Source organism: Sphingobacterium sp. UBA7855, from assembly GCA_002500745.1.
Taxonomy (GTDB): Bacteria; Bacteroidota; Bacteroidia; order Sphingobacteriales; family Sphingobacteriaceae; genus Sphingobacterium.
Window position 1 is genome coordinate 236,944 of record DLST01000007.1, and the last position, 21,681, is coordinate 258,624.

Here is a 21,681-nt window from a genome sequence, read left to right on the forward strand (position 1 = left end):
AAATATGCTTTTAATTTATTAAAATATGATACAAAAAGTCAAGTGGGGAACGCTGTCGATCGTTTTCATGATCATGTCATGTCAGTCAAATAAGAAAAGCGATACAGCTCAAACGGTCCGGACCAATTTTTTTGATGTTTCGGGAATGGATACCACGGTGCATCCAGGGGATAATTTTTTTGAGTATGCGAATGGAGCCTGGATGAAAAATACCCAGATTCCGGCATCTGAAACAGGATGGGGGTCGTTTTACATACTGGAGAATGAAAATTTGGAGAAGCTCCGATCGGTTTTGGAAAACGCTGCAAAAGGAGCTAATAAGAAGGGGTCCGATCAGCAAAAGGCAGGCGATTTCTATGCGAGTGGCATGGATACCGTGACCATCGATAAGTTGGGCGCAAAGCCGATCGAAGGAGCAATCCAGAAAATCAATGGACTGAAAAGCATCGATGAACTGATTGCGTATGCCGCAGATGGATTTAAGGAGGGTGATGGTGATCTCTTTACGTTTTATGTCGCTGCAGATGATCGGATCAGTACGAAAAATGCATTGCAATTTTTTCAGGGCGGACTTAATCTGCCTGAAGCAAGTTATTACCTCGATCAGGATGATAAAGCAAAGAACATCAGAAAGGCTTATGTGGCTTATCTGGTTAAATTGTTTGGATTGATCGGAGAGGGAGCCAACGCACAAAGATTGGCAGAGGACGTACTTCAGCTGGAAACCGCTATCGCCAAATCGCATGCGACGCCAGTAGAATTGCGTGATCCCGTTAAAAATTATCATAAATTTGCGGTGCAGGATTTCCAAAAGCAGACCCCAAATCTTAACTGGAAAGATATCCTAAATCGCTTGGATATCAAAACCGATACCATCCTTGTGCAGCAGCCTAAATGTTATATTGCTTTAAATAATTTGTTGAAATCACAATCGCTAGAGGTCTGGAAGACAAAGCTAAAAGCAGATTTAGCGAATGCTTCTGCTGACGCTTTGAGCAAGGAATTTCGGGAGGCTAAATTTGAGTTGTTTGGAAAAATATTGAATGGTCAGCGGCAGGAGAAAGAACGCTGGAAATTAATGGTAAGCTCCGCAGATCAAAACTTGGGGGAGATTGTCGGAAAGTTATATGTGGATGAGTATTTTAAACCTGAAGCAAAGAAACGGATGCTTGAACTGGTCGACAACCTGCAAAAGGTGTATAAAAGCCGCATCGAGCAATTGGACTGGATGACACCGGAGACCAAGAAGAAAGCAATCGAAAAATTGGAGGCCTTCACCAAGAAAATCGGTTACCCCGAAAAATGGAAAGATTATAAGGACGTGGAAGTGGCTAAAGATACCTATTATGCCAATTTACAGTCTGCAGCAAAACATGCTTATAAAGAAATGGTAGGCAAAATCGGTAAACCGGTTGACAAGTCGGAATGGCTGATGACAACACCTACGGTAAATGCATACTATAATCCGCCTTACAACGAAATTGTATTTCCAGCTGGGATATTGCAATTTCCATTTTTTGATGTGAACGCTGACGACGCCGTAAACTATGGCGCTATTGGCGCCGTTATCGGTCACGAGATGACCCACGGCTTTGATGATCAGGGACGTCAATATGATAAAGATGGTAATTTGACCGATTGGTGGACTGCGGTCGATGCAAAGCAGTTTACAGAAAGGGCCAATCACGTAGCGAAGTTATACAGTAGTTTCACTTTGTTGGACAATCAACATGTGAATGGTGAACTCACGCTGGGCGAAAATCTCGCTGATATTGGAGGGCTCAATATTGCCTATGACGCCTTTAAATTGACCAAGCAAGGGCAGGGGCAAGAGAAAATCGATGGTTTTACACCGGATCAACGCTTCTTCCTGAGTTTCGCGCAGATGTGGCGCGTAAAGAGTAGTGATGAAAGAATGCGTTTGCGCTTAAAAGTCGATCCGCATAGCCCCGAACAATTTCGCGTAAATGGCCCCGTGTATAATATGGAGGCTTTCTATAAGGCATTTAATATACAGCCCACGGCAAAAATGTATGTGGCACCCGAGAAGAGAGTTTTGGTTTGGTAATAACTTTTGGGGACGAATGGTATTGTCTTGATGCTCCTTAGGGCAATACTATGCAAAAAATAACGTTTAAGTAGAAATGAAAATATAAATTTGTCTTTGAATTGTGAGAAAAACTGATTACTTTTGCCCTTCATTTAATAACACATTTAATTAATTAACAATGTACGCAATAGTAAATATAGCAGGACAGCAATTTAAAGTTGCAAAAGACCAGTTCCTTTTTGTACACCGTTTACAAGGAGATGAAGGCGCTAGTATTGAATTTGACAATGTATTGTTAGCAGAAGACGGTGGTAAATTTACCATTGGTACACCTAGCGTTGCTGGTGCAAAAGTTTCGGCTAAAATTTTGTCTCATTTAAAAGGCGATAAAGTTATCGTTTTCAAGAAAAAACGTCGTAAAGGCTACAAAAAGAAAAACGGTCACCGTCAACAATTTTCTAAAATCCAGATCACTGGTATTACGTTATAATTGAATTTTTAATCAGACAAACAGTCTTAAATTAAGATAAAGAAATGGCACACAAAAAAGGTGCGGGTAGTTCGAAGAACGGCCGTGAGTCACATAGCAAGCGTTTAGGTATCAAAATCTTCGGTGGTCAACAAGCAATCGCTGGTAACATCATCGTACGCCAACGCGGTACACAACACAATCCCGACACAAATGTTGGTATTGGTAAAGACCACACATTGTTCGCTTTAGTAGACGGTAAAGTAGTTTTCCGTAAAAAAGCTAACAATAAATCTTATGTATCTGTAGTTCCTACAGAACAAGCATAAGGTTATGCAACAATATTTGAAGAGGCATCAAGAAATTGATGCCTTTTTTATTTTTACTACTTATCTGCTTATTCCTCATGCCTGCGGTCGCCACTGGCCGGCTCTACAGCTGTCGCAATAATGTACTGACACCATCTTAAAACGTTTGGTTGCAGCATAGCGCTATTCAAATGTCTCATCCCGCCGTAGGCTATATCGTCTGGCTTGATAATGAACTGTTTAAATTTTTAAACAGATTTAAATTGTTATTTTCTGTTAAATGTAACTGCTTTGGTACAATTTTTATAAACTATTAGTGTTTTAAAATAAACGCCAATTGATGAAATATCGACACAGATTGAACAGAAATTTACAAGCAGTAGCAGCGAAGCCCGCTTAATTTATATATCTGGATACGATATGCGTGTGTAGACGAGATGATAATAGCTATTTTATACCAATAACAGCGCGTAATGTGATGCATTTATGTGTCCATATCATGCAGACAAGAACGAATAAATACTTACATATGAAATACAATAAGTTGGGATATGGTATGTGCGCTGGATTATTTGCCTGTTCATTCTATTCCTGTAGTTCCATTTATATGCCCAATGTGCCATCCGCGCCAATGTTTACAGAAGCTGGGGAAGTGTATGTTTCGGGTAATATTAATACCAAAGCTAATGTATCGGCCAACCTCGGTGTCGCGGTCACAGATCACGTGGCGGTGATTGCCAACGGTTCTTATGTGGACAGTAGATCCAATATCAAAGACTATGCGCAAAAAATGGGAGAAGCGGGAATAGGCTATTATACACGGTTTGGCCGTAAAAATAACCGCGTATTTGAGGTTTATGGCGGTTATGGGGTGGGCAATACGAATGTACTAGATAAGCGTTCATCGACCATGGGACAGGCTATTGTGGAAACGAAGGATATGGATTTTGACAAAGTATTTGTGCAGGTCAATTTTTCATCAGAAAAAAAGGATGCCCTGAAACTATTTGGTAACCGGCATGACATCGATTATGGTACCATCATCCGTCTCAGTAATATGCGCATGAAGAATTTTGCCATCGATGGCCTTCCGGCAGAAAAAGAAGAAAATATGCTGGTCGAGCCTGTATTTTATACCCGGATGGGGCTTGGAAAAGGGTGGAAGCTGCAATATACAAATGGTATGGTTTTCGGTCTAAAAAGTAATACCTATTTAAAAGCAGGTTATCCATTGTTTACGTTGGGAGTTTTATATAAATTTGGAGGAAAATAGCGGCTATGAACAAGAAAATATTATTGGCGTTTTTTGTAGTGCTGGGTGTGTTTATATCCGGCTGTGGAATAAATCGGCAAAAAGCGCAGATCGAGAACTTGGCGAAATGTAAGTTCGATGTAGAATCGGTGGATAGTATCCGCTTGGCAGGGACATCGCTGCAACGACTGATCAGAAATAATCAGATTGACTTAGGGGCAGCGCCAAGCTTAGCATTGGCGTATCTTCGGAAAGATATTCCCTTAGACGCTGTTATCCGGCTTAAAATAGATAATCCGACGCTTAAGAAAGCGTCTATTAATAAATTCCAGTATATCATTCTTTACGGTGGGCAGCAGCTTGTTGAAGGTATTGTCAATCAATCCTTACAAATAGAACCCGGACAATCTACGATCGCTAATGTACGTATAGCAACCAATATCTACGATTTGTTGAAAAATTCGGATCTACAGGATTTTTTAATGTCAAGCGATGAAAATAAAAAAGGAATATTCACGTTAAAAGTGAAACCTTCAATCAATATCGCTGGTCAATCTGTTTTCTATCCGGGCTATATTACCATAGATAAAGCGGTAAGCCGCAAGATCCTACTTTAGCGTATCGGTGTAAGCGATAAGATAATAAGGTTTTTCATGAAAGTGGAAAACCTTTTTTGTTTGTTCGGCAGACAATGGATCGGTTAAAGGCAGTTTAGCATTTGCGTTTAAAACTGTGAGCCTAGTTGAAGTGGGGGAGATTGTAGGGAATGATTTTGCTAAACCGTTATTACAAATAGACTATTATGTGAAGAATTAAACTGTAATAAAAAAGTTATAGTGTCAAAGTGTAAAGTATACACCTTATTTTATATTTTAGTCTTTAATTACAAACCTAAATATGTTTAAAAAAATCTTTATTCCTGTTTTATTATTGACTGGTGTGCATGCTATGGCGCAAAAGACCTTTGAGCCTTACGAGCAGTCTATTGAAGGAACTAATTTGACATTTAAAATGCTCGCCATCCCAGGTGGTAGCTTTAAAATGGGAAGCACGAGTGGAGGTAAGGTGGATGAAAAGCCTGCACATGAGGTGAAATTGGATCCATTTTGGATGGGTCAATATGAAGTAACATGGGATCTGTTTGAGCCATTTCTCTATAAAGACTATGAAATTGCAAAGAGTAAGGACGGCCAAATAAGTAAAGAAATCGATGCTGTTACTCGTCCTACCAAGCCGTATTTGGATATGACTTTTGGTTTTGGGAAAGAAGGACATCCAGCGCTGGCAATGACGCATTACAATGCCATCCAATTCTGTAAATGGCTATATGTGCGTACCGGCGTGTTTTATCGTTTGCCCACAGAGGCGGAGTGGGAGTATGCTGCCAGAGCAGGTTCCAAGACGGCGTATTTTTTCGGTGATCAAGCAACGCAACTAGCAGATTATGCTTGGTTTAAAGAAAATGCGGAAGAGAAAACACATGTTGTCGGACAAAAGAAGCCAAACCCCTGGGGGCTTTATGATATTTATGGCAATGTAGCGGAGTGGACTTACGACCAATATAAAGCCGATAGCTACAGCGAAGGTACGGGAAAGGTGTTGACCAACCCGGTAGTGTTGCCGACTACCCTCTATCCACATGTTGTCCGTGGTGGTGCATTCGATAGCGCGGCTGATGACCTTCGTTCGGCGGCTCGGGGAGCTTCAGATCCAGTATGGAAGCAACTGGATCCGCAAGTACCAAAAAGTAACTGGTGGTTTCCGGAAGCACCTTTTGTCGGATTGCGATTGGTAAGACCGGCTAATCCGCCTAGCCATGAGGAGATTATGGCGTATTATGATAAAAAACCAATTAAAGATTTTTAAAAATAAAATAATCAATATAAAACTGTTATGGAGAATCTAGAAAGAAGAGATTTTATTAAAACTTCTGCCGTAGTGGCGGGTGGCGCAATGTTGAGTTCGTTACCGCTATCGGGTGCCTATGCTGCAGGTTCGGACGTCATCAAAGTTGCCTTAGTCGGCTGCGGGGGCCGGGGAACAGGAGCCACTTTCGATGCACTGAGCTCAGGAATGAACATCAAGGTTGTCGCGTTGGCCGATGCCTTTAAAGATAATTTAGATAGTACTTATAATACCCTCAAAGAAAAATGGCAAGATAAGATCGATGTGAGCGACAACCATAAATTTGTCGGATTTGATGCTTATAAAGATGCAATTCAATTGGCAGATGTGGTTATCTTAGCGACGCCGCCGGGGTTTAGGCCGACACATTTCGAGGAAGCAGTCCGTCAGGGTAAGCATGTTTTCATGGAAAAACCCGTCGCCGTTGATATCCCGGGGGTGCAACAGGTGTTGCGGGCAGCGGCAGAAGCAAAGCGCAAAAAACTGAATGTTGTTGTGGGTTTGCAACGCCGTTATCAAACAAATTACCGGGAGGCTATCAAACGTATCCAAGAAGGTGCCATCGGTGATGTGACATCGGGACAAGTATATTGGAACTCGGGCGGTGTATGGGTGCGTCCACGCAAACCGGAACAGACAGAAATGGAATATCAAATGCGTAACTGGTATTATTTCAACTGGTTGTGCGGTGACCATATCGTCGAACAGCATGTGCACAATATCGATATTGCCAACTGGGTAAAAGTAGCTTATCCGGTATCGATTCAAGGCACCGGAAGTAGGGCGCATCGTACCGGTAAAGAGTATGGCGAAATATACGATAACTTTGCATTAGAGTTGACTTATGCCGATAACAGTGTTGTCTATAGCCAGTGCAGACACTTTGAAGGCATTCATAACCGGGTTGACGAACAATTCCAGGCAACCAAAGGACGTGCGTATCTCTCTGCGGGGGGACAGGCTGTGTTGTACGACTGGAAAGGAAAAGAAATCTATCGGCACGACCCGAAAGGGAATCCAAATCCCTATCAGCAAGAACATAAAGAACTTTTTGCGGCCATTTCTAAAGGGGAATATAAATTTGATAATGCTGAATACGGTGCTTACAGTACATTGACCGGTATCATCGGACGTATTGCTTGTTACACAGGTAAGGTAATCAAGTGGGACGAGGCATTGAAATCGACCATTAAATTGGGGCCGGATGTACTCGCGTGGGATGCAAAACCAAAATTGCTGCCCGATGCAGAGGGCTTTTATCCAGTGGCAGTGCCTGGCCAAAATACAAACCTTTATATTTAAGCTTTTAGGCTGATGGAATTAAAGTGTTATGTGTGCATCCTATTTTTTAGTATCGTTTGTCGCATGCATGTACAGGCGCAAATTCCGTTGCCTGAATTACACAAATTTAAGCTGGAAGGGCCCGCACAGGGGACACAATTCCATATCACTTATTTTGCTTCCGACAGTCTCTTGAGACGGTCGGAAGTTGATAGTATATTGACGGCCATTGATTTGTCGATGTCAATCTATCGCAAAGACTCGAAAATATCTCAGTTCAATACCGATTCGGTTAAGTCTATTGTCATGGATAACCACATGGCCAAGGTGATAAAAGCTTCTTTTAAGTATCATAAATTATCACATGGTCAATTTGATATTACGATTGCCCCGTTGGTCAACCTTTGGGGCTTTGGTGCATATAAGAGTGTCGCAGCCCCAGATTCGGCGACGGTATTGCGAGTGAAGGAACTTGTTGGCATGCAGTATTTGAAGGTGAGCGGGAATCGGCTGATCAAGAAGAAAAAGGGCGTTAAAATCGATGTCAATGGTATTGCACAGGGCTATACGGTCGATTTTTTGGCGGACTATCTTGAGCGAAAGGGAATTGTCAATTATATCGTTGAGGTCGGTGGTGAAATTAGGGCTTCGGGTACGCCACCTGCGGGGCAGGGGTTTTCCATTGGTATCGTTCAGCCTGATGATACTGGCGGTGAAGAATTGATTACTGCTGTGGCGCAGCTGAGAGCGGGTGCCCTGACCACGGCTGGTAGTTTCGAAAAGTATATTCAATATAAAGGGAAAAAATTGGGACACCATATCGATCCCGTTTCAGGTTTTCCATATACGAGCGATATCCTAAGTGTCAGCGTCTATGCAAAAACTGCGATGGAAGCAGATGCACTGGATAATTATTTTATGGGCATGGAACCCGATAAAGTGATGACAGAAGCCAAAAAATTTAAAGATGTGGCAGTATTTGTCATTTTTAAAGATAAAAATCAAACCATTCAAACGATTTATTCGGAGGGATTTGGTAAATTATTTAAAAATTAATCAATTATAAAATAAAATGAAGAGATCGGATTTTATTAAAGGTAGTCTTTTGGCCGCTGGGGCAGGACTGGCTGGACAGACTTTTGCGTCAACAACTCAACATACAGCAAATACGATGGATAAAGGTAAAACATTCAACTTAAATTATGCCCCGCATCAGGGGATGTTCAAAAACCACGCTGGGGATAATTTTCTCGATGAAATTCGTTATATGTATGATTTGGGTTTTCGTGGGATTGAAGATAATGGTTTTTTAGGGAGAACTTTGGATGAGCAGAAAAAGATCGGTGATCAGTTGGCCAAGCTGGGTATGACGATGGGCGTATTTGTGGTGGACGGCGGCCAAAACTGGATGCCATCATTGGCGACCGGCAAACAAGAGTATTTGGACAAGTTTGTCGAAACCTGCAAGAAGTCTGTAGAAGCTGCCAAATATTGCCATGCGAAATGGGTCACTGTAGTGCCCGGATTTTATGAACGTAGACTTCCCTGGGGCAATCAGTTTAGCAATATCCTAACAGCGATGCGCAAAGGCGCCGAAATCTTTGAGCCGCATGGTTTGGTAATGGTATTGGAAACTTTAAGTGATACACCAGATTTGTTTTTGCAGCAGACACATGAGACGTATGCCTTATGTAAGGCTGTGAACAGTCCGTCCTGTAAAATTTTATATGATATCTATCATATGCAGCGTACCGAAGGTGATTTAATTGCCAATATGAATCGTTGTTGGGACGAAATTGCCTACATACAGATCGGTGATAACCCGGGTAGAAAAGAGCCAACTACGGGCGAAATTAATTACAAGAACGTATTCAAACATATTCACAGTAAGGGATATAAGGGTATCATGGGGATGGAACATGGTATATCCAAGCCAGGTAAAGAAGGTGAGGATCGCTTGGTGGCAGCGTATCGCGAGGTGGATAGCTTTTTGTAATATTTTAATAGTGTACTATTGACAATTAGATTTAATTTCTTAAATTGAGCAGGTAAAACCAATTAGTAGTATTGTAAAACACCATTTTTTTTTATGATTTCATCAACAATAAAATTTAAACTATCCTTCATGATGTTCCTCGAATTTTTTATTTGGGGGGGATGGTTTGTGACATTAGGTACTTTCTTGAGCAAAAATCTACATGCAACGGACTTTGAAATGGCTAATGTATTTTCAACACAATCATTGGGAGCAATTATCGCCCCTTTTATTGTCGGAATGATTGCCGACCGCTATTTTAATGCGGAGCGTATTTTGGGTGTTTTACACTTGGTGGGCGCAGTATTGATGTACCAAATGTATGGTGCTGCAGACATGGCTACTTTTTATCCGTATGTATTGGCTTATATGGTGCTTTATATGCCAACGTTGGCTTTGGCTAGTTCAGTTTCCTTTAGGCAATTGACCAATCCGGAAAAACAATTCTCAGGTATACGCATCTGGGGAACAATTGGTTGGATCGTAGCAGGTTTAGCAATCAGTTATATCTTTAGATGGGATGCAGCAGCATCAGAGGGTGCTTTGAAAAATACATTTTTAATGTCAGGGGCTGCTTCATTGGTACTTGGGGTATTCTCGTTTGCATTGCCTAAAACGCCGCCGGTTAAATTGGATGAAAACGAAAAACCATCCTTTGCATCAATCATTGGCCTGGATGCGATTAAATTATTGAAAGACAAAAACTTTTTTATCTTTTTCATTTCTTCGGTATTGATCTGTATTCCATTGGCCTTTTATTACTCAAATGCAAATTTATTCCTTTCAGAGATAGGTTTGGAAAATCCAACGGGTAAGATGACTATCGGTCAGGCATCGGAAGTATTGTTCTTATTGGCTTTGCCAATTTTCTTTACACGATTTGGCTTTAAGAAAACAATCCTTGTGGGGATGCTTGCTTGGGTAATCCGCTACCTGTTATTTGCTTATGGCAATGCGGGCGAGTTATCGTTCATGTTATTGATCGGTATTGCATTGCATGGTATCTGTTATGACTTTTTCTTTGTTTCCGGTCAGATTTATACAGATAGCAAAGCGGGTGTTAAATACAAATCAGCGGCACAGGGTTTGATTACTTTGGCAACCTATGGCGTTGGACAGCTGATCGGCTTCTGGGTTGCTAGTTATGTCGGCGACAAGTACAAAGATTTGAAGGCAACTGACCTAGCAGGATTTTGGAATCATACCTGGGTTGTACCAGCAATTATTGCAGCGGTGGTATTCTTTATCTTTCTAGCCCTTTTTAAGGACGAAAAGATCGATAGTACAAATGCTGCACACTAAACAGAAAAATAACTATTTAAAAAAACAAATAATTAGAAGAGAGATGGCAACAAATACTTATGACGCAATTGTAATCGGTTCGGGGATAAGTGGTGGATGGGCTGCGAAAGAATTGACAGAGAAAGGGCTGAAAACAATTATGCTGGAGCGTGGTCGTAACATCGAACACATCAAAGATTATACTGCGCCAAATAAAAATCCATGGGAATGGCCACATGCTGGCGGTCGTACGCAAAAAATGATCGAAGAGTATCCGGTTTTGCGTAGAGATTACCCATTGAACGAAAAAAACCTGGATTTTTGGGTAAATGAAAAGGAGAGCCCTTATACCGAAGTCAAACGTTTTGATTGGTACCGTGGGTATCATGTTGGCGGTAGATCGCTGATGTGGGGAAGACAATCTTATCGTTTAGGCGATTTGGATTTCGAAGCGAACTTAAAAGACGGTCACGGTGTAGACTGGCCAATTCGTTATAATGAAATTGCCCCTTGGTATAGTTATGCGGAGAAATTTGCTGGTATCTCCGGTAATCGTGACGGTGTACCATCTTTGCCAGATGGAGACTACATGCCTGCAATGGCGATGAATATTGTTGAAAAAGACTTAGCGGAGCGTTTGAAAAAACAATACGGCGGTCAACGTCATTTCATCATGGGTAGAACGGCAAACATTACTGTTCCGCATCACGACCGTGTAAACTGTCAATATCAAAATCAATGTTGGTTGGGTTGTAACTTTGGTGCCTACTTCAGTACACAGTCGGCGACTCTTCCTGCAGCGAAAAAAACAAATAACTTGACATTACGCCCTTTTTCCATCGTAACTAAAATTATCTACGATAAAAACACGAAAAAGGCAAAAGGTGTAGAAATTGTCGACGCTGAAACAAATCAAACCTATGAATTTTTCGCAAAGGTCATCTTTGTTTGTGCATCTGCATTGAACTCAACATGGGTATTGATGAATTCTGCCACAGATGTTTGGGAAGGCGGTCTGGGTAGCAGCAGTGGCGAATTGGGGCATAACCTGATGGATCACCATTTCCGTTGTGGTGCCGGAGGTAAGATTGATGGTTATTTGGATAGCTATGTGTATGGCCGGAGACCGACAGGTTTGTATGTACCTCGTTTTGTAAACGTAGAAGGTGATACCAAAAAACGTGATTATGTTCGTGGATTCGGATACCAAGGTGCGGCAGGTCGCGGACGTTGGTCTGGTGCTGTTGCCGAGATGGAAGTGGGGGGTGCATGGAAAGATGCCATCTGTGAGCCAGGTGATTGGACCGTAGGTTTTACCGCTTTCGGAGAAACGTTACCTTACCACGAAAATAAAGTTACGCTTGATAAAAGCAAAAAAGATAAATGGGGATTACCTGTATTGTCATTTGACGCGGAGATCAAGGATAATGAATTGAAGATGCGTGGTGACATGCAGAATGAGATGAAAGAAATGTTGGAAAAAGTTGGTGTGAAAGATATCTATACCTACGATAATGTATATGGCTTTGGTCAAGGTATCCACGAGATGGGGACTGCCCGTATGGGACGTGATCCAAAAACTTCCGTCTTAAATGGTAACAACCAAGTGTGGGATGCATTGAACGTCTTTGTGACTGATGGTGCTTGTATGACTTCTGCAGGTTGTGTCAACCCTTCATTAACGTACATGGCGCTTACTGCTCGTGCAGTTGACTTTGCAGTAAGTGAATTGAAAAAAGGTAACATCTAACAGCTAAAGATTCATAACAATGGAAAATAACGCAAATAAGACGAGTAGAAGAGGTTTTATAAAGAGTGCCGCGACCGCTGCGGCGGCTTTTATGATCGTCCCTCGCCATGTATTGGGCGGAAATGGCTTTACAGCTCCAAGTGACAAATTACAAGTAGCAGGTATCGGTGTAGGAGGCAAAGGTTTTAGCGACATCAATGCGTTTCACGATTCAGGGAAAGCAGATCTGGCTTTCTTGTGTGATGTGGACGACCGTCGTGCGGCCGGTGCATTAAAACGGTACCCGAAGGCAAAATATTATAAAGACTATCGCGAGATGCTGGATAAGGAGCACAAACGTATTGAAGCTGTTTCTGTTTCGACTCCAGATCACCAACATGCAATTCAGGCGCTTGCAGCTATGCAGTTAGGTAAACACGTGTATGTTCAAAAACCGCTGACACACGATGTTTGGGAAGCCAGAGCATTGACGCATGCCGCAAAGAAATATAAAGTAGTTACCCAAATGGGAAATCAAGGGGCATCCAATGATGGACCACGTTTTGTCCGTGAATGGTACGAAGCTGGTCTTATTGGTGATGTACATACAGTATATTGTTGGACAGACCGTCCAGTATGGCCTTCGGGAATTGCTTGGCCTACAGGTAAAGCTGAGATTCCGAAAGAACTGGATTGGGATCTTTGGTTAGGTACTGCTCCTTACAAAGAATATGTCGACAAATTGGTGCCTTTCAACTGGCGCGGCTGGTGGGATTATGGTACCGGTGCATTGGGCGATATGGGCTGTCACTTGTTGGAAGTGCCTTTCAGTACCTTAGGGCTTACCTATGTACAGGATGTACAAGCAACTGTAGGTTCGGTATATGTGGATGAGTTCAAACGCGGATATTTTCCGGAAAGCTGTCCGCCGTCAAGCCATGCAACATTAACATTCCCGAAAACACCGCGTACTAATGGCCCTGTCACATTACACTGGATGGACGGTGGTATTCAGCCCGCTCGTCCGGATGAATTAGGTCCAAACGAAATTTTTGGTGATGGTGGTAATGGTATCTTACTTGTCGGTACAAAGGGAAAAATCCTTGCTGATACTTATGGACAGAATGCACGTTTATTACCAACGTCGAGAAAAGAACAAATTGCCCAAAAGTATGCGCGTGTACCCGGACAAGAAAGTGGACACTATGCACAATGGGTAGAAGCTTGTCAGGCTGGATACGGTAAGAAAGAGGTGAGTTCGCCATTTGAGATCGCCGGTCCGTTGACTGAAGCTTTATTGATGGCTAATTTGGCAATCAGAGGAGCTGATTTACGCATCGATGGCAAATATCCTGGACGTAACCTGAAATTGCTTTGGGATAACAATAATATGCGCGTTACAAACTTTGATCATGTCAATCAGTATGTAAAACGGAATTACAGACAAGGTTGGGAAATGAAATATAATTTCTAAAATTAAGATATTTAGTAGTATGAATAGAAGAGAAGCATTACAACGGGTTGCCTTAATTTTAGGAGGTACCGTTATTGGCGCTAATTTATTTTTGGAAGGTTGTACACGTTCAGCAACGAAAGATGTGCAAGCCTTATTTGAAGCTAAGACGACCGACTTGCTAGGTGATCTAGCGGAAGCTATCTTACCTAAAACTGCCACTCCGGGAGCGAAAGAAGCTGGGGTAGGAAGTTTTATCCCTGTCATGGTGCGTGACTGCTATACAGAGAAGCAACAAAAAGCGTTTTTAGATGGCTTGGGCAGTTTGGACGACAAATCGAAAGAAGTAAAAGGGAAACCATTCCTAGAACTTTCGGCGGAAGATAGAACGGCGGTCGCGGCGGCCTTGGATAAAGAAGCGAACGAGTTCAACAAAAAACAGGCGGAAGATCAGAAAGATATTCGGGAGAAAAATAGAGAGAAACAGAATGAATTGTACAATTATGTGGATAATGATCCACCTCATTGGTTCACCATGTTTAAGCAGCTAACGTTGACCGGTTTCTTTAACTCTGAACTGGGCTGTACAAAGGCATTGCGCTATGTGAAGATTCCCGGAAAATTTGATGGTAATCTTCCATACAAAAAAGGAGACAAAGCATTTGCTTAACAAAGCTTGGAAAAGTAAAGATAAAAGGAGACCATGGTCTCCTTTTTATTTTGTCTCGATTGCCAGGGCAAAATGGATCCGCTGCTGTTTAGTAACCGTCATAAAATATCCCTGATCGGTAGAATCACCATTGATTTCTACTGTATCGTTATAACGTAGTTCACGAAGGTAATTCATCTCCAACGACCGGATCTGATTGGTTAAGACAAGTTCCATAGGCAATCTATCCATACACCAGTCGAGATATTTAACATTGTTAGCGTGGTTGACAATATCGAGATCGGAGAGCTTTACGATATATTCATCCCTATTTTTGACCGTACTGGAGATATCGAGCTTCGAAAAAGGCCGCTGAGTGGCTGGACGGTCGGGATATGTGACAAAATCTTCGGTCGAAATTGCCAGTGTTTCGGAACTTCTTTTTACTGTATTGATGACGGCCCAATAACTGCTTGCTGTCACATAAGTCTGCCCATTCACTGTAATTTCAAAATTTCTGGTCGAGCGTGCGCCTTCCAGTTCCTGCACCCAGGTTTTGACCTTGACAATATCCATCCATTTGGGTAACCTCGCAATCTCAATTCGGATACGGCTTAGTACCCACGTTTGGTTATGTTTAGCCATTTCTTTAAATCCAAAACCCGCTACATTGGCATGCTCTCCAGCGGTGAGCTGTAAGATATTAGACAAATCGGAGAAACGGATGCGACCATTGGAGTAGCACTGGGTGAAATTAATTTCCCACTCTTTTTCGAAGACAGATCGTTCCATATAGCATATATTTTCCGCAAAAATAGATAATTGGAATCACTTGTGCCATCCCTATACGATGAAATGACACGCTATCCAGATAACGCGAACGCTCTCCAAGGTACAAACGTATTTTTATTGTAAAATAAATGATAGTTTTCTATTAGCATATTGATTATTATAGTTGGAATTGGTAGATTTAGATAAGCCAATGGCAGAAGAAGATAAAATAAGATTGGCTTGAAAGCGTTATTGATTATGTAGCGCAAATACTATTGTTAAACATTAAATGCTCGTATTATGGTTGGACAACTAATAGCTAAAGAGGAAATTCCTCAATTTAAATTTATCCCGGCGATTGAAGATAAGACTGCGACCTTTATGGATAAATTGAAAGGTGCACTTCGGTTGGGAAATGAGTTTAAATCCAAAACCGAAATTGCCTTTCAGACAGATTCCGGACCAAAACGTATTGAGACCACGGTGTGGTCGTTGACTGATAGATATATTCAGATTAAAAGTGGGATTTTAATACCATTAAAGTCTATTATAGCCATTGATTATTAAGTAATAAAAACGGAGGCTCCTATTTAGGAGCCTCCGTTTTGTATGATTACATCTTGCTTATTGGCAAAATTGGCTTTTGTTTTGTCTCTAAAACGAGTTGGTTACAAGCCGTAATTTTAGTATGCTTCTCCTGTCAATTCCTTTAGTCGTATTTCCGACACTTTAGCATCGTATTGTGCCGTATAGCTACGTGTCATTGCATTGATGTAATTTAGCTGCGCCGTTCTTACTTCCAACGTCGTGATGGTACCGATGCGGAATTTATCCATGGTGATGTTTAAATTTTCTTTTGCCAGTTCCTCATTTTTCCGTTCTACATTGGCCAATTCGATGTTGGTAATGTAGGTTTGAAACAAAGTTCTTACTTGAGCCTGTATATCTTGTTTTTGCTGTTTGATCTGTATTTCAGAACTTTTAATCTGAAATTTGGCGATACGCTCGTTTCTATTTTGCAAAAAGCCGTTGAATATGTTCAGGGACGCCGATACACCGTAGGTGAGCCCTCTATTTTTATTTTCTGTAGAGAAACCAAGTGAGGAGTGAGATTCGTTCCAATTATACCCACTATTTAAACCAATTTTGGGATAACGTTCGGCTTTCACTGCCTTTAGGTTGAGTTCGGCGACACGGTTGTTGATGATGGCAAGCTGAATTTGAGGATTTTGTTGATCAGCAATTTCGATGAGATTACCCAGTTTAAGATCCGTATCCAGTTTCATTTCATCTTCAACGTCAAAGTCTAGACTCAAATCTCTTGTCATCAATTGGTTGAGGTATGTCTTGGTGTTTTTAAAGCTTTCGAGCTGTCTAAGCAGGTTTGTCTGATCGGTATTCAGATCGACTTTAGCATTCAGCAGATCAAGCTTGGAACCTTTTCCGATCTGCAGGCGATTTTCGGCCAGAGTAACCCGATATTGAGAAAGTGTAATGGTTGTATCTAATGCGTTTATCAATCGTTTTTGCTGCACAAGATTATAATAGGTGGCCATGACTTCACTGAGTTGCGTAGTGACCTCATATCTTATCTCAGCCTCGCCCTGACGCTGTATTTCTTTAAATCGATCCCTACGCGCAAACATACCCAGTCCGTCAAATACTGTCCAGTTTAAGTTAACGCCATACGACATATTGTCATTTTTTGCATTGGAAACCTGCTGTACCTGTCCATCGGCCCTAACCTGTCTTGAGTTCTGGACCGAATTACTTCTGTTAAATGTACCGGTTACTGCGGGAAGCATGCCAGCGCTTCCTAAACTGGTATTCTCGATATCAATGTTGTTGTCATTTTTAGCCAAAAGAATATTGAAGTTATTGCTCAACGTTGTTTTTAGCGCATCTTCCAAGGTCAATATCGCTTGGGCACGAGCTTGAAACATGATGGAGCAAAGCCATAGTAGTAGGGTGAAATTTCTCTTCATGTTTTAATTATTCGTAGCTTTTAATGTTATCAAATTCTGGTCTATGCTTTTTTTGTCGCGACCACATATAATAAATTGCCGGGATGATGAATAAGGTCAGAATAAGCGAAAATATGGTGCCTCCGACAATTACTACCCCCATCCCAATTCTGCTGGTCGAAGCAGCGCCGAGCGACATCGCAATTGGCAATGCGCCGAGCGCAATGGCCAAACTGGTCATTAAGATCGGTCTAAGCCGGGATTCGGCTGCATGTATAATGGCTTCAAATTTTTCCATTCCCTCTTCTCGCATCTGGTTGGCAAATTCAACAATCAGGATACCATTTTTGGTGACGAGTCCGATCAGCATAATCGTTCCGATCTGACTGAAGATATTCCAGGTCTGATCAAATAACCATAAACTGATCAGTGCACCGGCTACAGCCATGGGAACAGTCAGAATGATGATAAAAGGATCAAGGAAGCTTTCAAATTGAGCCGCTAAGATCAAGTAGATTAGTAATAGAGCCAGACCAAATGCAAATAGGGTATTGGAGCTACTTTCAATAAAATCACGCGATTCACCGCTAAGGTCGGTAGTAAAGCTCTGATCGAGTACTTTTTCCTTTATCCGATCCATTGCAGCAATACCGTCGCTCATACTCATACCAGGAGCCAGGCCTGCGGAAACGGTAGCGGACATATAACGGTTGTTGTGATAGAGTTGGGGTGGACTACTTTCTTCTTTCACGCTGACAACGTTGTCCAATTGGATAAGCTGCCCCATGTTATTGCGTACATAGATGGAAGAAAGATCCGTTGGAGTCGCCCGACGGTCATTCTCAACCTGGCCAATAACTTGATATTGTTTTCCGTCGCGCATAAAATAGGCAAATCGTTGACCGCTCAGCAACAATTGTAAGGATTGCGAAACATCCAGTACAGAGACGCCTAGGCTTAGCGCCTTTAGCCGGTCAATTTCAACATGAAGCTCTGGCTTGTTGAACTTGAGGTTGATATCTGTTGTTGAGAACGTGGGATCGTTGTTGACCTCATTCATAAATTGCGGTATTTTTTCCTGAAGTTTTTCAAAATTCTGTGCTTGGATAATATATTGCACAGGTAACCCACCTCTACGATTCATGGATATTGTGGGCGACTGTGATACATTGACCCGAACAGCATCGTATTGTTTAGTCCATTTGGTCAATTCCTTCGCAATATCATCCTGGGATTTCTGGCGCTCACTGGGGTCAACTAACGTCATCCGAATACGTCCAGAATTGACGGACGCTGCTCCGAAGCCAGGTGAAGTGATGTTGAGACTGATTTTATTTTCCGGAATTGAATCATACACGAGTTTGTCCAGTTCCTGCATATAACGATCCATATATTCGTAGGTAGCACCTTCTGGACCTGTTACATTGACAGAGATATTACTTCGGTCATCATAAGGTGCAGTTTCTTTTTTAATGGACGAAAAAAGGATTCCAATAACCACAAAACAGATGATTAGGATCGGAAAGCTGATCCATTTGAATTTCATGAATTTGTCAAGGGCATTAGCATACCCCTTGTTCATCTTGACAAACATGGGTTCGGTCCAATTATAAAATTTTGTTTTTTTGTGTCCACCACCTTTGATAAGATAGGCATTGAGCATAGGGGTGAGCGTCAGGGAAACAAACGCAGAAACTAATACGGCCGAAGCGATAACGACTCCAAATTCGCGGAACAACCGACCCACAAAGCCTTCAAGAAATATAACAGGTAAGAATACCGCTGCAAGTGTGATTGAAATCGAGATAACGGCAAAGAAGATTTCCTTTGAGCCCTTCAAAGCAGCTTCTATGGGAGACATACCTTCTTCCACTTTCTTAAAAATATTTTCCGTCACTACAATCCCATCGTCGACGACAAGACCTGTCGCGAGTACAATCGCAAGCAGAGTAAGCACATTAATCGAAAATCCGAACATGTACATAATAAAAAATGTTGCAATCAATGAGACGGGAATATCCAGAAGAGGCCGTAATGCGATACCCCAGTCGCGGAAGAAAAAGTAAATAATTAAGGTGACCAAGATAATTGAAATCAGCAGTGTCTCGGCGACTTCCTCAACAGATTTTTTAATAAATGTAGTGTTGTCAGAAGCTATGTTAAGGATAATATCTTGGGGTAGATCTTCCTTGATCTGATCGAGCATTTTATAAAAATTATTGGCAATATCGAGGTAGTTTGTGCCGGGTTGAGGAATAATTGCTATACCAACCAATTGCTTCCCATTGCTGACCATTTTTGTTTCCAGATTTTCGGCATCTATTTCTGCCCGGCCAATGTCGATGAATTTGACAATACGGCTGCTATCGGCTTTCAGAACGATAGCATTAAACTGTTCGGGTGTAGAAAGGTTTCCTACGGTTTTTACAGTGAGCTCCGTGGTATTTCCAACAATTTTTCCAGAAGGCAATTCAACGTTTTGATTATTCAGTGCCGTGCGGATATCAGAAGCGGTGATACCATAAGCAGCCATACGGTCGGGGTTGAGCCATAAGCGCATCGCGTAGCGCTTCTGACCGTAAATTTGGGTACTGCTGACATCTGGAATTGTCTGTAGTCTTTCTGAGATCACATTTTCGGCGTAGTCGCTCAGCGAAAGTTTATCGCGCGTTTCACTTTGCAGCGTCAACGTGATAATAGGATCGGAGTCGGCATCGGCTTTGGAAACCACTGGCGGAGCATCGATATCCTGAGGCAAGCTTCGGATGGCCTGAGATACCTTATCACGGACATCATTTGCCGCTTCTTCAAGATTTTTCTGCAGACCAAACTCGATGGTGATGTTACTGGACCCCTGGTTACTGGAGGATGATATATTCCGGATGCCATCAATGGAGTTGATGGCTTTTTCCAGCGGTTCGGTAATCTGAGATTCAATGATATCTGGATTTGCACCCGCATAGTTTGTTCTAACAGAAACAATAGCCGGGTCAATGGAGGGGTATTCGCGGACGCCCAAAAAGCTAAAACCAATGTAGCCAAACAATATAATGGTTATATTGACGACAATAGTTAAAACCGGGCGTTTAATAAAGATAGCAGATAAATTCATGCTCAGTTAGTTAGCTAGTGATACCTTAACTTTTGATCCATCCTTTAACGACAGGACACCTGTAGTTAAAATGGTGTCACCGGCACTGATCCCAGATAAAATGACAATATCTTTGTCTGTACGTGCACCCGTTTCAACCTTCACTTCTTTGGCTAGGCCATGCTGTACTATAAACACTTTTTTTCCGTCCTGAACAGGTACGATGGCTTCTGTTGGGATGGATATCGCATCGTTTTCTACCTCGATTGGAACGCTCACGTTAACAAATGATCCTACTTTCAATTTTCCCTGCTCGTTGTTTGCGCGGGCTCTGACTGTAAGTGTCCTGGTGTTAAGTGATACTTGAGGTTCTACAGCGTAGATAGTTGCTTTCATGACGGTTGGGTCATTGGCGACACTAAACTCGATCGGCATATTTACTTTAACGATACTGCTGTATTTTTCGGGGACTGCGAAGGTGATTTTTACCAAGTTGTCCTTGACCAGATTTGTGATCAGCGTGGTGGGCGAGACAATGGCTCCTACAGAGATATTCCGTAATCCAATCATTCCGCTAAATGGCGCCCTTATGGTAGTCTTTGATATTTGTGCCTGGATCAACTGAATCTGTGCGGCAGAAGTTTTTAAGGCCGCACTGGCAATATCAAATTCCTCTTGACTGATAGCGCCTTTTTGCAACAGCAATTTGGCTCGACGTTCATTTTCTGCATTGAGCTGATTGGTCGTTTGGGATTGTCTTAATTGTGCCTGCAGTTCTATATCATCAATCTTGATCAAAGGTTCACCCTGCCTGACACGCTGCCCTTCTGCAAAATATATTTTGGTGATTCGACCATTGACTTCACTTCTGACCTCGACCTGCTCTTCTGCGTCAATGCTTCCCGAAAGATTGATCGATCTATCGGCGACAGAAGATTTGGCAATGATCGCCTGTGCCGGCACTGGAACATCTTTTTTCTCCCTCGGCTTATCGGTTCCCTCTTTGTCTTTTTTAGCAGTAACCAGAAAGTATCCACCTCCAAAAACAGCGCAGGCCAAAAGAAGGTAAATGATCGATTTTTTATTCATATGGTATAGTATCTTGTGTACTTTTTATATTTAACTGGTAAATATAGGTTTATTATAATGTGGTTACGGGTTGTCAAAAGGATTTTACAATATATACAAAACTGTAGCAAGATCATGCACAGTGTTTTTGCTGGGAGCGAAGGGAGAAAAAAAAGCTAGAAATTCATTTCTAGCTTTGCGTTTACTATTTTTTTGATTTTGTCTTTTGTTCCACTTCTTTTGGAGCCTCATCGTTTAATTTCGGCTTGATTGCAGCTCTGGACAAATGCGGTCTTCTTTTTCCAAAAGAACCATTCGATATTTTTCCTCTTCTGGTTTTGATGTCACCTTTTCCCATAGTGTAAAATATTTTGG

At 41.9% G+C, this 21,681-nt stretch carries 19 protein-coding genes; 14 read left to right on the forward strand and 5 right to left on the reverse strand.

Annotated features, from left to right (window positions below; translation table 11 throughout):
* Nucleotides 1-25 precede the first annotated feature (25 nt).
* The 13 genes from B2107_RS05880 to B2107_RS05940 all read left to right on the forward strand — a co-directional run bounded on the left by B2107_RS05880 (nucleotide 26) and on the right by B2107_RS05940 (nucleotide 14,433).
* Nucleotides 26-2,068 (forward strand): M13 family metallopeptidase, encoded by a 2,043-nt coding sequence (locus B2107_RS05880; protein ID WP_293953990.1) that lies wholly within the window; start codon nucleotides 26-28, stop codon nucleotides 2,066-2,068.
* 160 nt (nucleotides 2,069-2,228) lie between these two features.
* Entirely contained in the window at nucleotides 2,229-2,540 is a 312-nt protein-coding gene (rplU, locus tag B2107_RS05885; RefSeq protein WP_028068281.1) for a 50S ribosomal protein L21, read from the forward strand.
* A gap of 44 nt (nucleotides 2,541-2,584) precedes the next feature.
* A complete protein-coding gene (gene rpmA / locus B2107_RS05890) occupies nucleotides 2,585-2,848 on the forward strand; it encodes a 50S ribosomal protein L27 (protein ID WP_046672918.1) in 264 nt (87 codons plus the stop codon).
* Nucleotides 2,849-3,356: 508 nt separating this feature from the next.
* Nucleotides 3,357-4,100: a hypothetical protein gene (locus B2107_RS05895; protein WP_293953992.1), complete on the forward strand. Its 744-nt coding sequence runs from the start codon at nucleotides 3,357-3,359 to the stop codon at nucleotides 4,098-4,100.
* A 5-nt stretch (nucleotides 4,101-4,105) separates the two neighbouring features.
* Complete coding sequence (locus B2107_RS05900; RefSeq protein WP_293953994.1) at nucleotides 4,106-4,696, forward strand: hypothetical protein; 591 nt, start codon at nucleotides 4,106-4,108, stop codon at nucleotides 4,694-4,696.
* A gap of 280 nt (nucleotides 4,697-4,976) precedes the next feature.
* Complete coding sequence (locus tag B2107_RS05905) at nucleotides 4,977-5,945, forward strand: formylglycine-generating enzyme family protein (protein ID WP_293953996.1); 969 nt, start codon at nucleotides 4,977-4,979, stop codon at nucleotides 5,943-5,945.
* Nucleotides 5,946-5,972: 27 nt separating this feature from the next.
* The gene (locus tag B2107_RS05910) at nucleotides 5,973-7,286 is read left to right on the forward strand and encodes a Gfo/Idh/MocA family oxidoreductase (protein ID WP_293953998.1); all 1,314 of its coding nucleotides are present in this window, start codon (nucleotides 5,973-5,975) and stop codon (nucleotides 7,284-7,286) included.
* 12 nt (nucleotides 7,287-7,298) lie between these two features.
* Entirely contained in the window at nucleotides 7,299-8,321 is a 1,023-nt protein-coding gene (locus B2107_RS05915) for an FAD:protein FMN transferase (RefSeq protein WP_293954000.1), read from the forward strand.
* A 16-nt stretch (nucleotides 8,322-8,337) separates the two neighbouring features.
* Nucleotides 8,338-9,261 carry a hydroxypyruvate isomerase family protein gene (locus B2107_RS05920; RefSeq protein ID WP_293954002.1) on the forward strand — a complete coding sequence of 308 codons (924 nt, stop codon included), beginning with the start codon at nucleotides 8,338-8,340 and terminating at the stop codon, nucleotides 9,259-9,261.
* A gap of 96 nt (nucleotides 9,262-9,357) precedes the next feature.
* On the forward strand, nucleotides 9,358-10,602 hold the full coding sequence (locus B2107_RS05925) for a nucleoside permease (protein ID WP_293954081.1): 1,245 nt from the start codon (nucleotides 9,358-9,360) through the stop codon (nucleotides 10,600-10,602).
* A 43-nt stretch (nucleotides 10,603-10,645) separates the two neighbouring features.
* Complete coding sequence (locus tag B2107_RS05930) at nucleotides 10,646-12,331, forward strand: GMC oxidoreductase (protein ID WP_293954004.1); 1,686 nt, start codon at nucleotides 10,646-10,648, stop codon at nucleotides 12,329-12,331.
* Nucleotides 12,332-12,350: 19 nt separating this feature from the next.
* Complete coding sequence (locus B2107_RS05935; RefSeq protein ID WP_209581027.1) at nucleotides 12,351-13,784, forward strand: Gfo/Idh/MocA family protein; 1,434 nt, start codon at nucleotides 12,351-12,353, stop codon at nucleotides 13,782-13,784.
* Nucleotides 13,785-13,803: 19 nt separating this feature from the next.
* Nucleotides 13,804-14,433: a gluconate 2-dehydrogenase subunit 3 family protein gene (locus B2107_RS05940; protein ID WP_293954006.1), complete on the forward strand. Its 630-nt coding sequence runs from the start codon at nucleotides 13,804-13,806 to the stop codon at nucleotides 14,431-14,433.
* A 45-nt stretch (nucleotides 14,434-14,478) separates the two neighbouring features.
* Here the strand turns inward: B2107_RS05940 and B2107_RS05945 are convergent, their stop codons facing one another.
* Nucleotides 14,479-15,204, reverse strand: coding sequence for an acyl-[acyl-carrier-protein] thioesterase (locus B2107_RS05945; RefSeq protein WP_293954008.1), 726 nt, complete (start codon nucleotides 15,202-15,204; stop codon nucleotides 14,479-14,481).
* Nucleotides 15,205-15,483: 279 nt separating this feature from the next.
* Here B2107_RS05945 and B2107_RS05950 point away from each other — a divergent pair, with 279 nt between their 5' ends.
* Nucleotides 15,484-15,750, forward strand: coding sequence for a hypothetical protein (locus B2107_RS05950; RefSeq protein WP_293954010.1), 267 nt, complete (start codon nucleotides 15,484-15,486; stop codon nucleotides 15,748-15,750).
* A 116-nt stretch (nucleotides 15,751-15,866) separates the two neighbouring features.
* On the opposite strand, the gene B2107_RS05955 is transcribed toward B2107_RS05950, so the two are convergent.
* The 4 genes from B2107_RS05955 to B2107_RS05970 form a co-directional block, all read right to left on the reverse strand.
* A complete protein-coding gene (locus tag B2107_RS05955; protein ID WP_293954012.1) occupies nucleotides 15,867-17,168 on the reverse strand; it encodes a TolC family protein in 1,302 nt (433 codons plus the stop codon).
* 7 nt (nucleotides 17,169-17,175) lie between these two features.
* Complete coding sequence (locus B2107_RS05960) at nucleotides 17,176-20,259, reverse strand: efflux RND transporter permease subunit (protein ID WP_293954014.1); 3,084 nt, start codon at nucleotides 20,257-20,259, stop codon at nucleotides 17,176-17,178.
* A 6-nt stretch (nucleotides 20,260-20,265) separates the two neighbouring features.
* Nucleotides 20,266-21,327 (reverse strand): efflux RND transporter periplasmic adaptor subunit, encoded by a 1,062-nt coding sequence (locus B2107_RS05965; protein WP_293954016.1) that lies wholly within the window; start codon nucleotides 21,325-21,327, stop codon nucleotides 20,266-20,268.
* 184 nt (nucleotides 21,328-21,511) lie between these two features.
* Nucleotides 21,512-21,664 carry a 30S ribosomal protein THX gene (locus B2107_RS05970; protein WP_293954018.1) on the reverse strand — a complete coding sequence of 51 codons (153 nt, stop codon included), beginning with the start codon at nucleotides 21,662-21,664 and terminating at the stop codon, nucleotides 21,512-21,514.
* Between the last annotated feature and the right edge of the window lie 17 nt (nucleotides 21,665-21,681).

Coding starts and splice junctions, on each gene's coding strand:
- B2107_RS05900 (WP_293953994.1), top strand. CDS start 4,106: ATGAACAAGAAAATATTATTGGCGTTTTTTGTAGTGCTGGGTGTGTTT.
- B2107_RS05960 (WP_293954014.1), bottom strand. CDS start 20,259: ATGAATTTATCTGCTATCTTTATTAAACGCCCGGTTTTAACTATTGTC.
- B2107_RS05915 (WP_293954000.1), top strand. CDS start 7,299: ATGGAATTAAAGTGTTATGTGTGCATCCTATTTTTTAGTATCGTTTGT.
- B2107_RS05930 (WP_293954004.1), top strand. CDS start 10,646: ATGGCAACAAATACTTATGACGCAATTGTAATCGGTTCGGGGATAAGT.
- B2107_RS05940 (WP_293954006.1), top strand. CDS start 13,804: ATGAATAGAAGAGAAGCATTACAACGGGTTGCCTTAATTTTAGGAGGT.
- rpmA (WP_046672918.1), top strand. CDS start 2,585: ATGGCACACAAAAAAGGTGCGGGTAGTTCGAAGAACGGCCGTGAGTCA.
- B2107_RS05895 (WP_293953992.1), top strand. CDS start 3,357: ATGAAATACAATAAGTTGGGATATGGTATGTGCGCTGGATTATTTGCC.
- B2107_RS05970 (WP_293954018.1), bottom strand. CDS start 21,664: ATGGGAAAAGGTGACATCAAAACCAGAAGAGGAAAAATATCGAATGGT.
- B2107_RS05945 (WP_293954008.1), bottom strand. CDS start 15,204: ATGGAACGATCTGTCTTCGAAAAAGAGTGGGAAATTAATTTCACCCAG.
- B2107_RS05955 (WP_293954012.1), bottom strand. CDS start 17,168: ATGAAGAGAAATTTCACCCTACTACTATGGCTTTGCTCCATCATGTTT.
- B2107_RS05920 (WP_293954002.1), top strand. CDS start 8,338: ATGAAGAGATCGGATTTTATTAAAGGTAGTCTTTTGGCCGCTGGGGCA.
- rplU (WP_028068281.1), top strand. CDS start 2,229: ATGTACGCAATAGTAAATATAGCAGGACAGCAATTTAAAGTTGCAAAA.
- B2107_RS05950 (WP_293954010.1), top strand. CDS start 15,484: ATGGTTGGACAACTAATAGCTAAAGAGGAAATTCCTCAATTTAAATTT.
- B2107_RS05905 (WP_293953996.1), top strand. CDS start 4,977: ATGTTTAAAAAAATCTTTATTCCTGTTTTATTATTGACTGGTGTGCAT.
- B2107_RS05910 (WP_293953998.1), top strand. CDS start 5,973: ATGGAGAATCTAGAAAGAAGAGATTTTATTAAAACTTCTGCCGTAGTG.
- B2107_RS05965 (WP_293954016.1), bottom strand. CDS start 21,327: ATGAATAAAAAATCGATCATTTACCTTCTTTTGGCCTGCGCTGTTTTT.
- B2107_RS05880 (WP_293953990.1), top strand. CDS start 26: ATGATACAAAAAGTCAAGTGGGGAACGCTGTCGATCGTTTTCATGATC.
- B2107_RS05935 (WP_209581027.1), top strand. CDS start 12,351: ATGGAAAATAACGCAAATAAGACGAGTAGAAGAGGTTTTATAAAGAGT.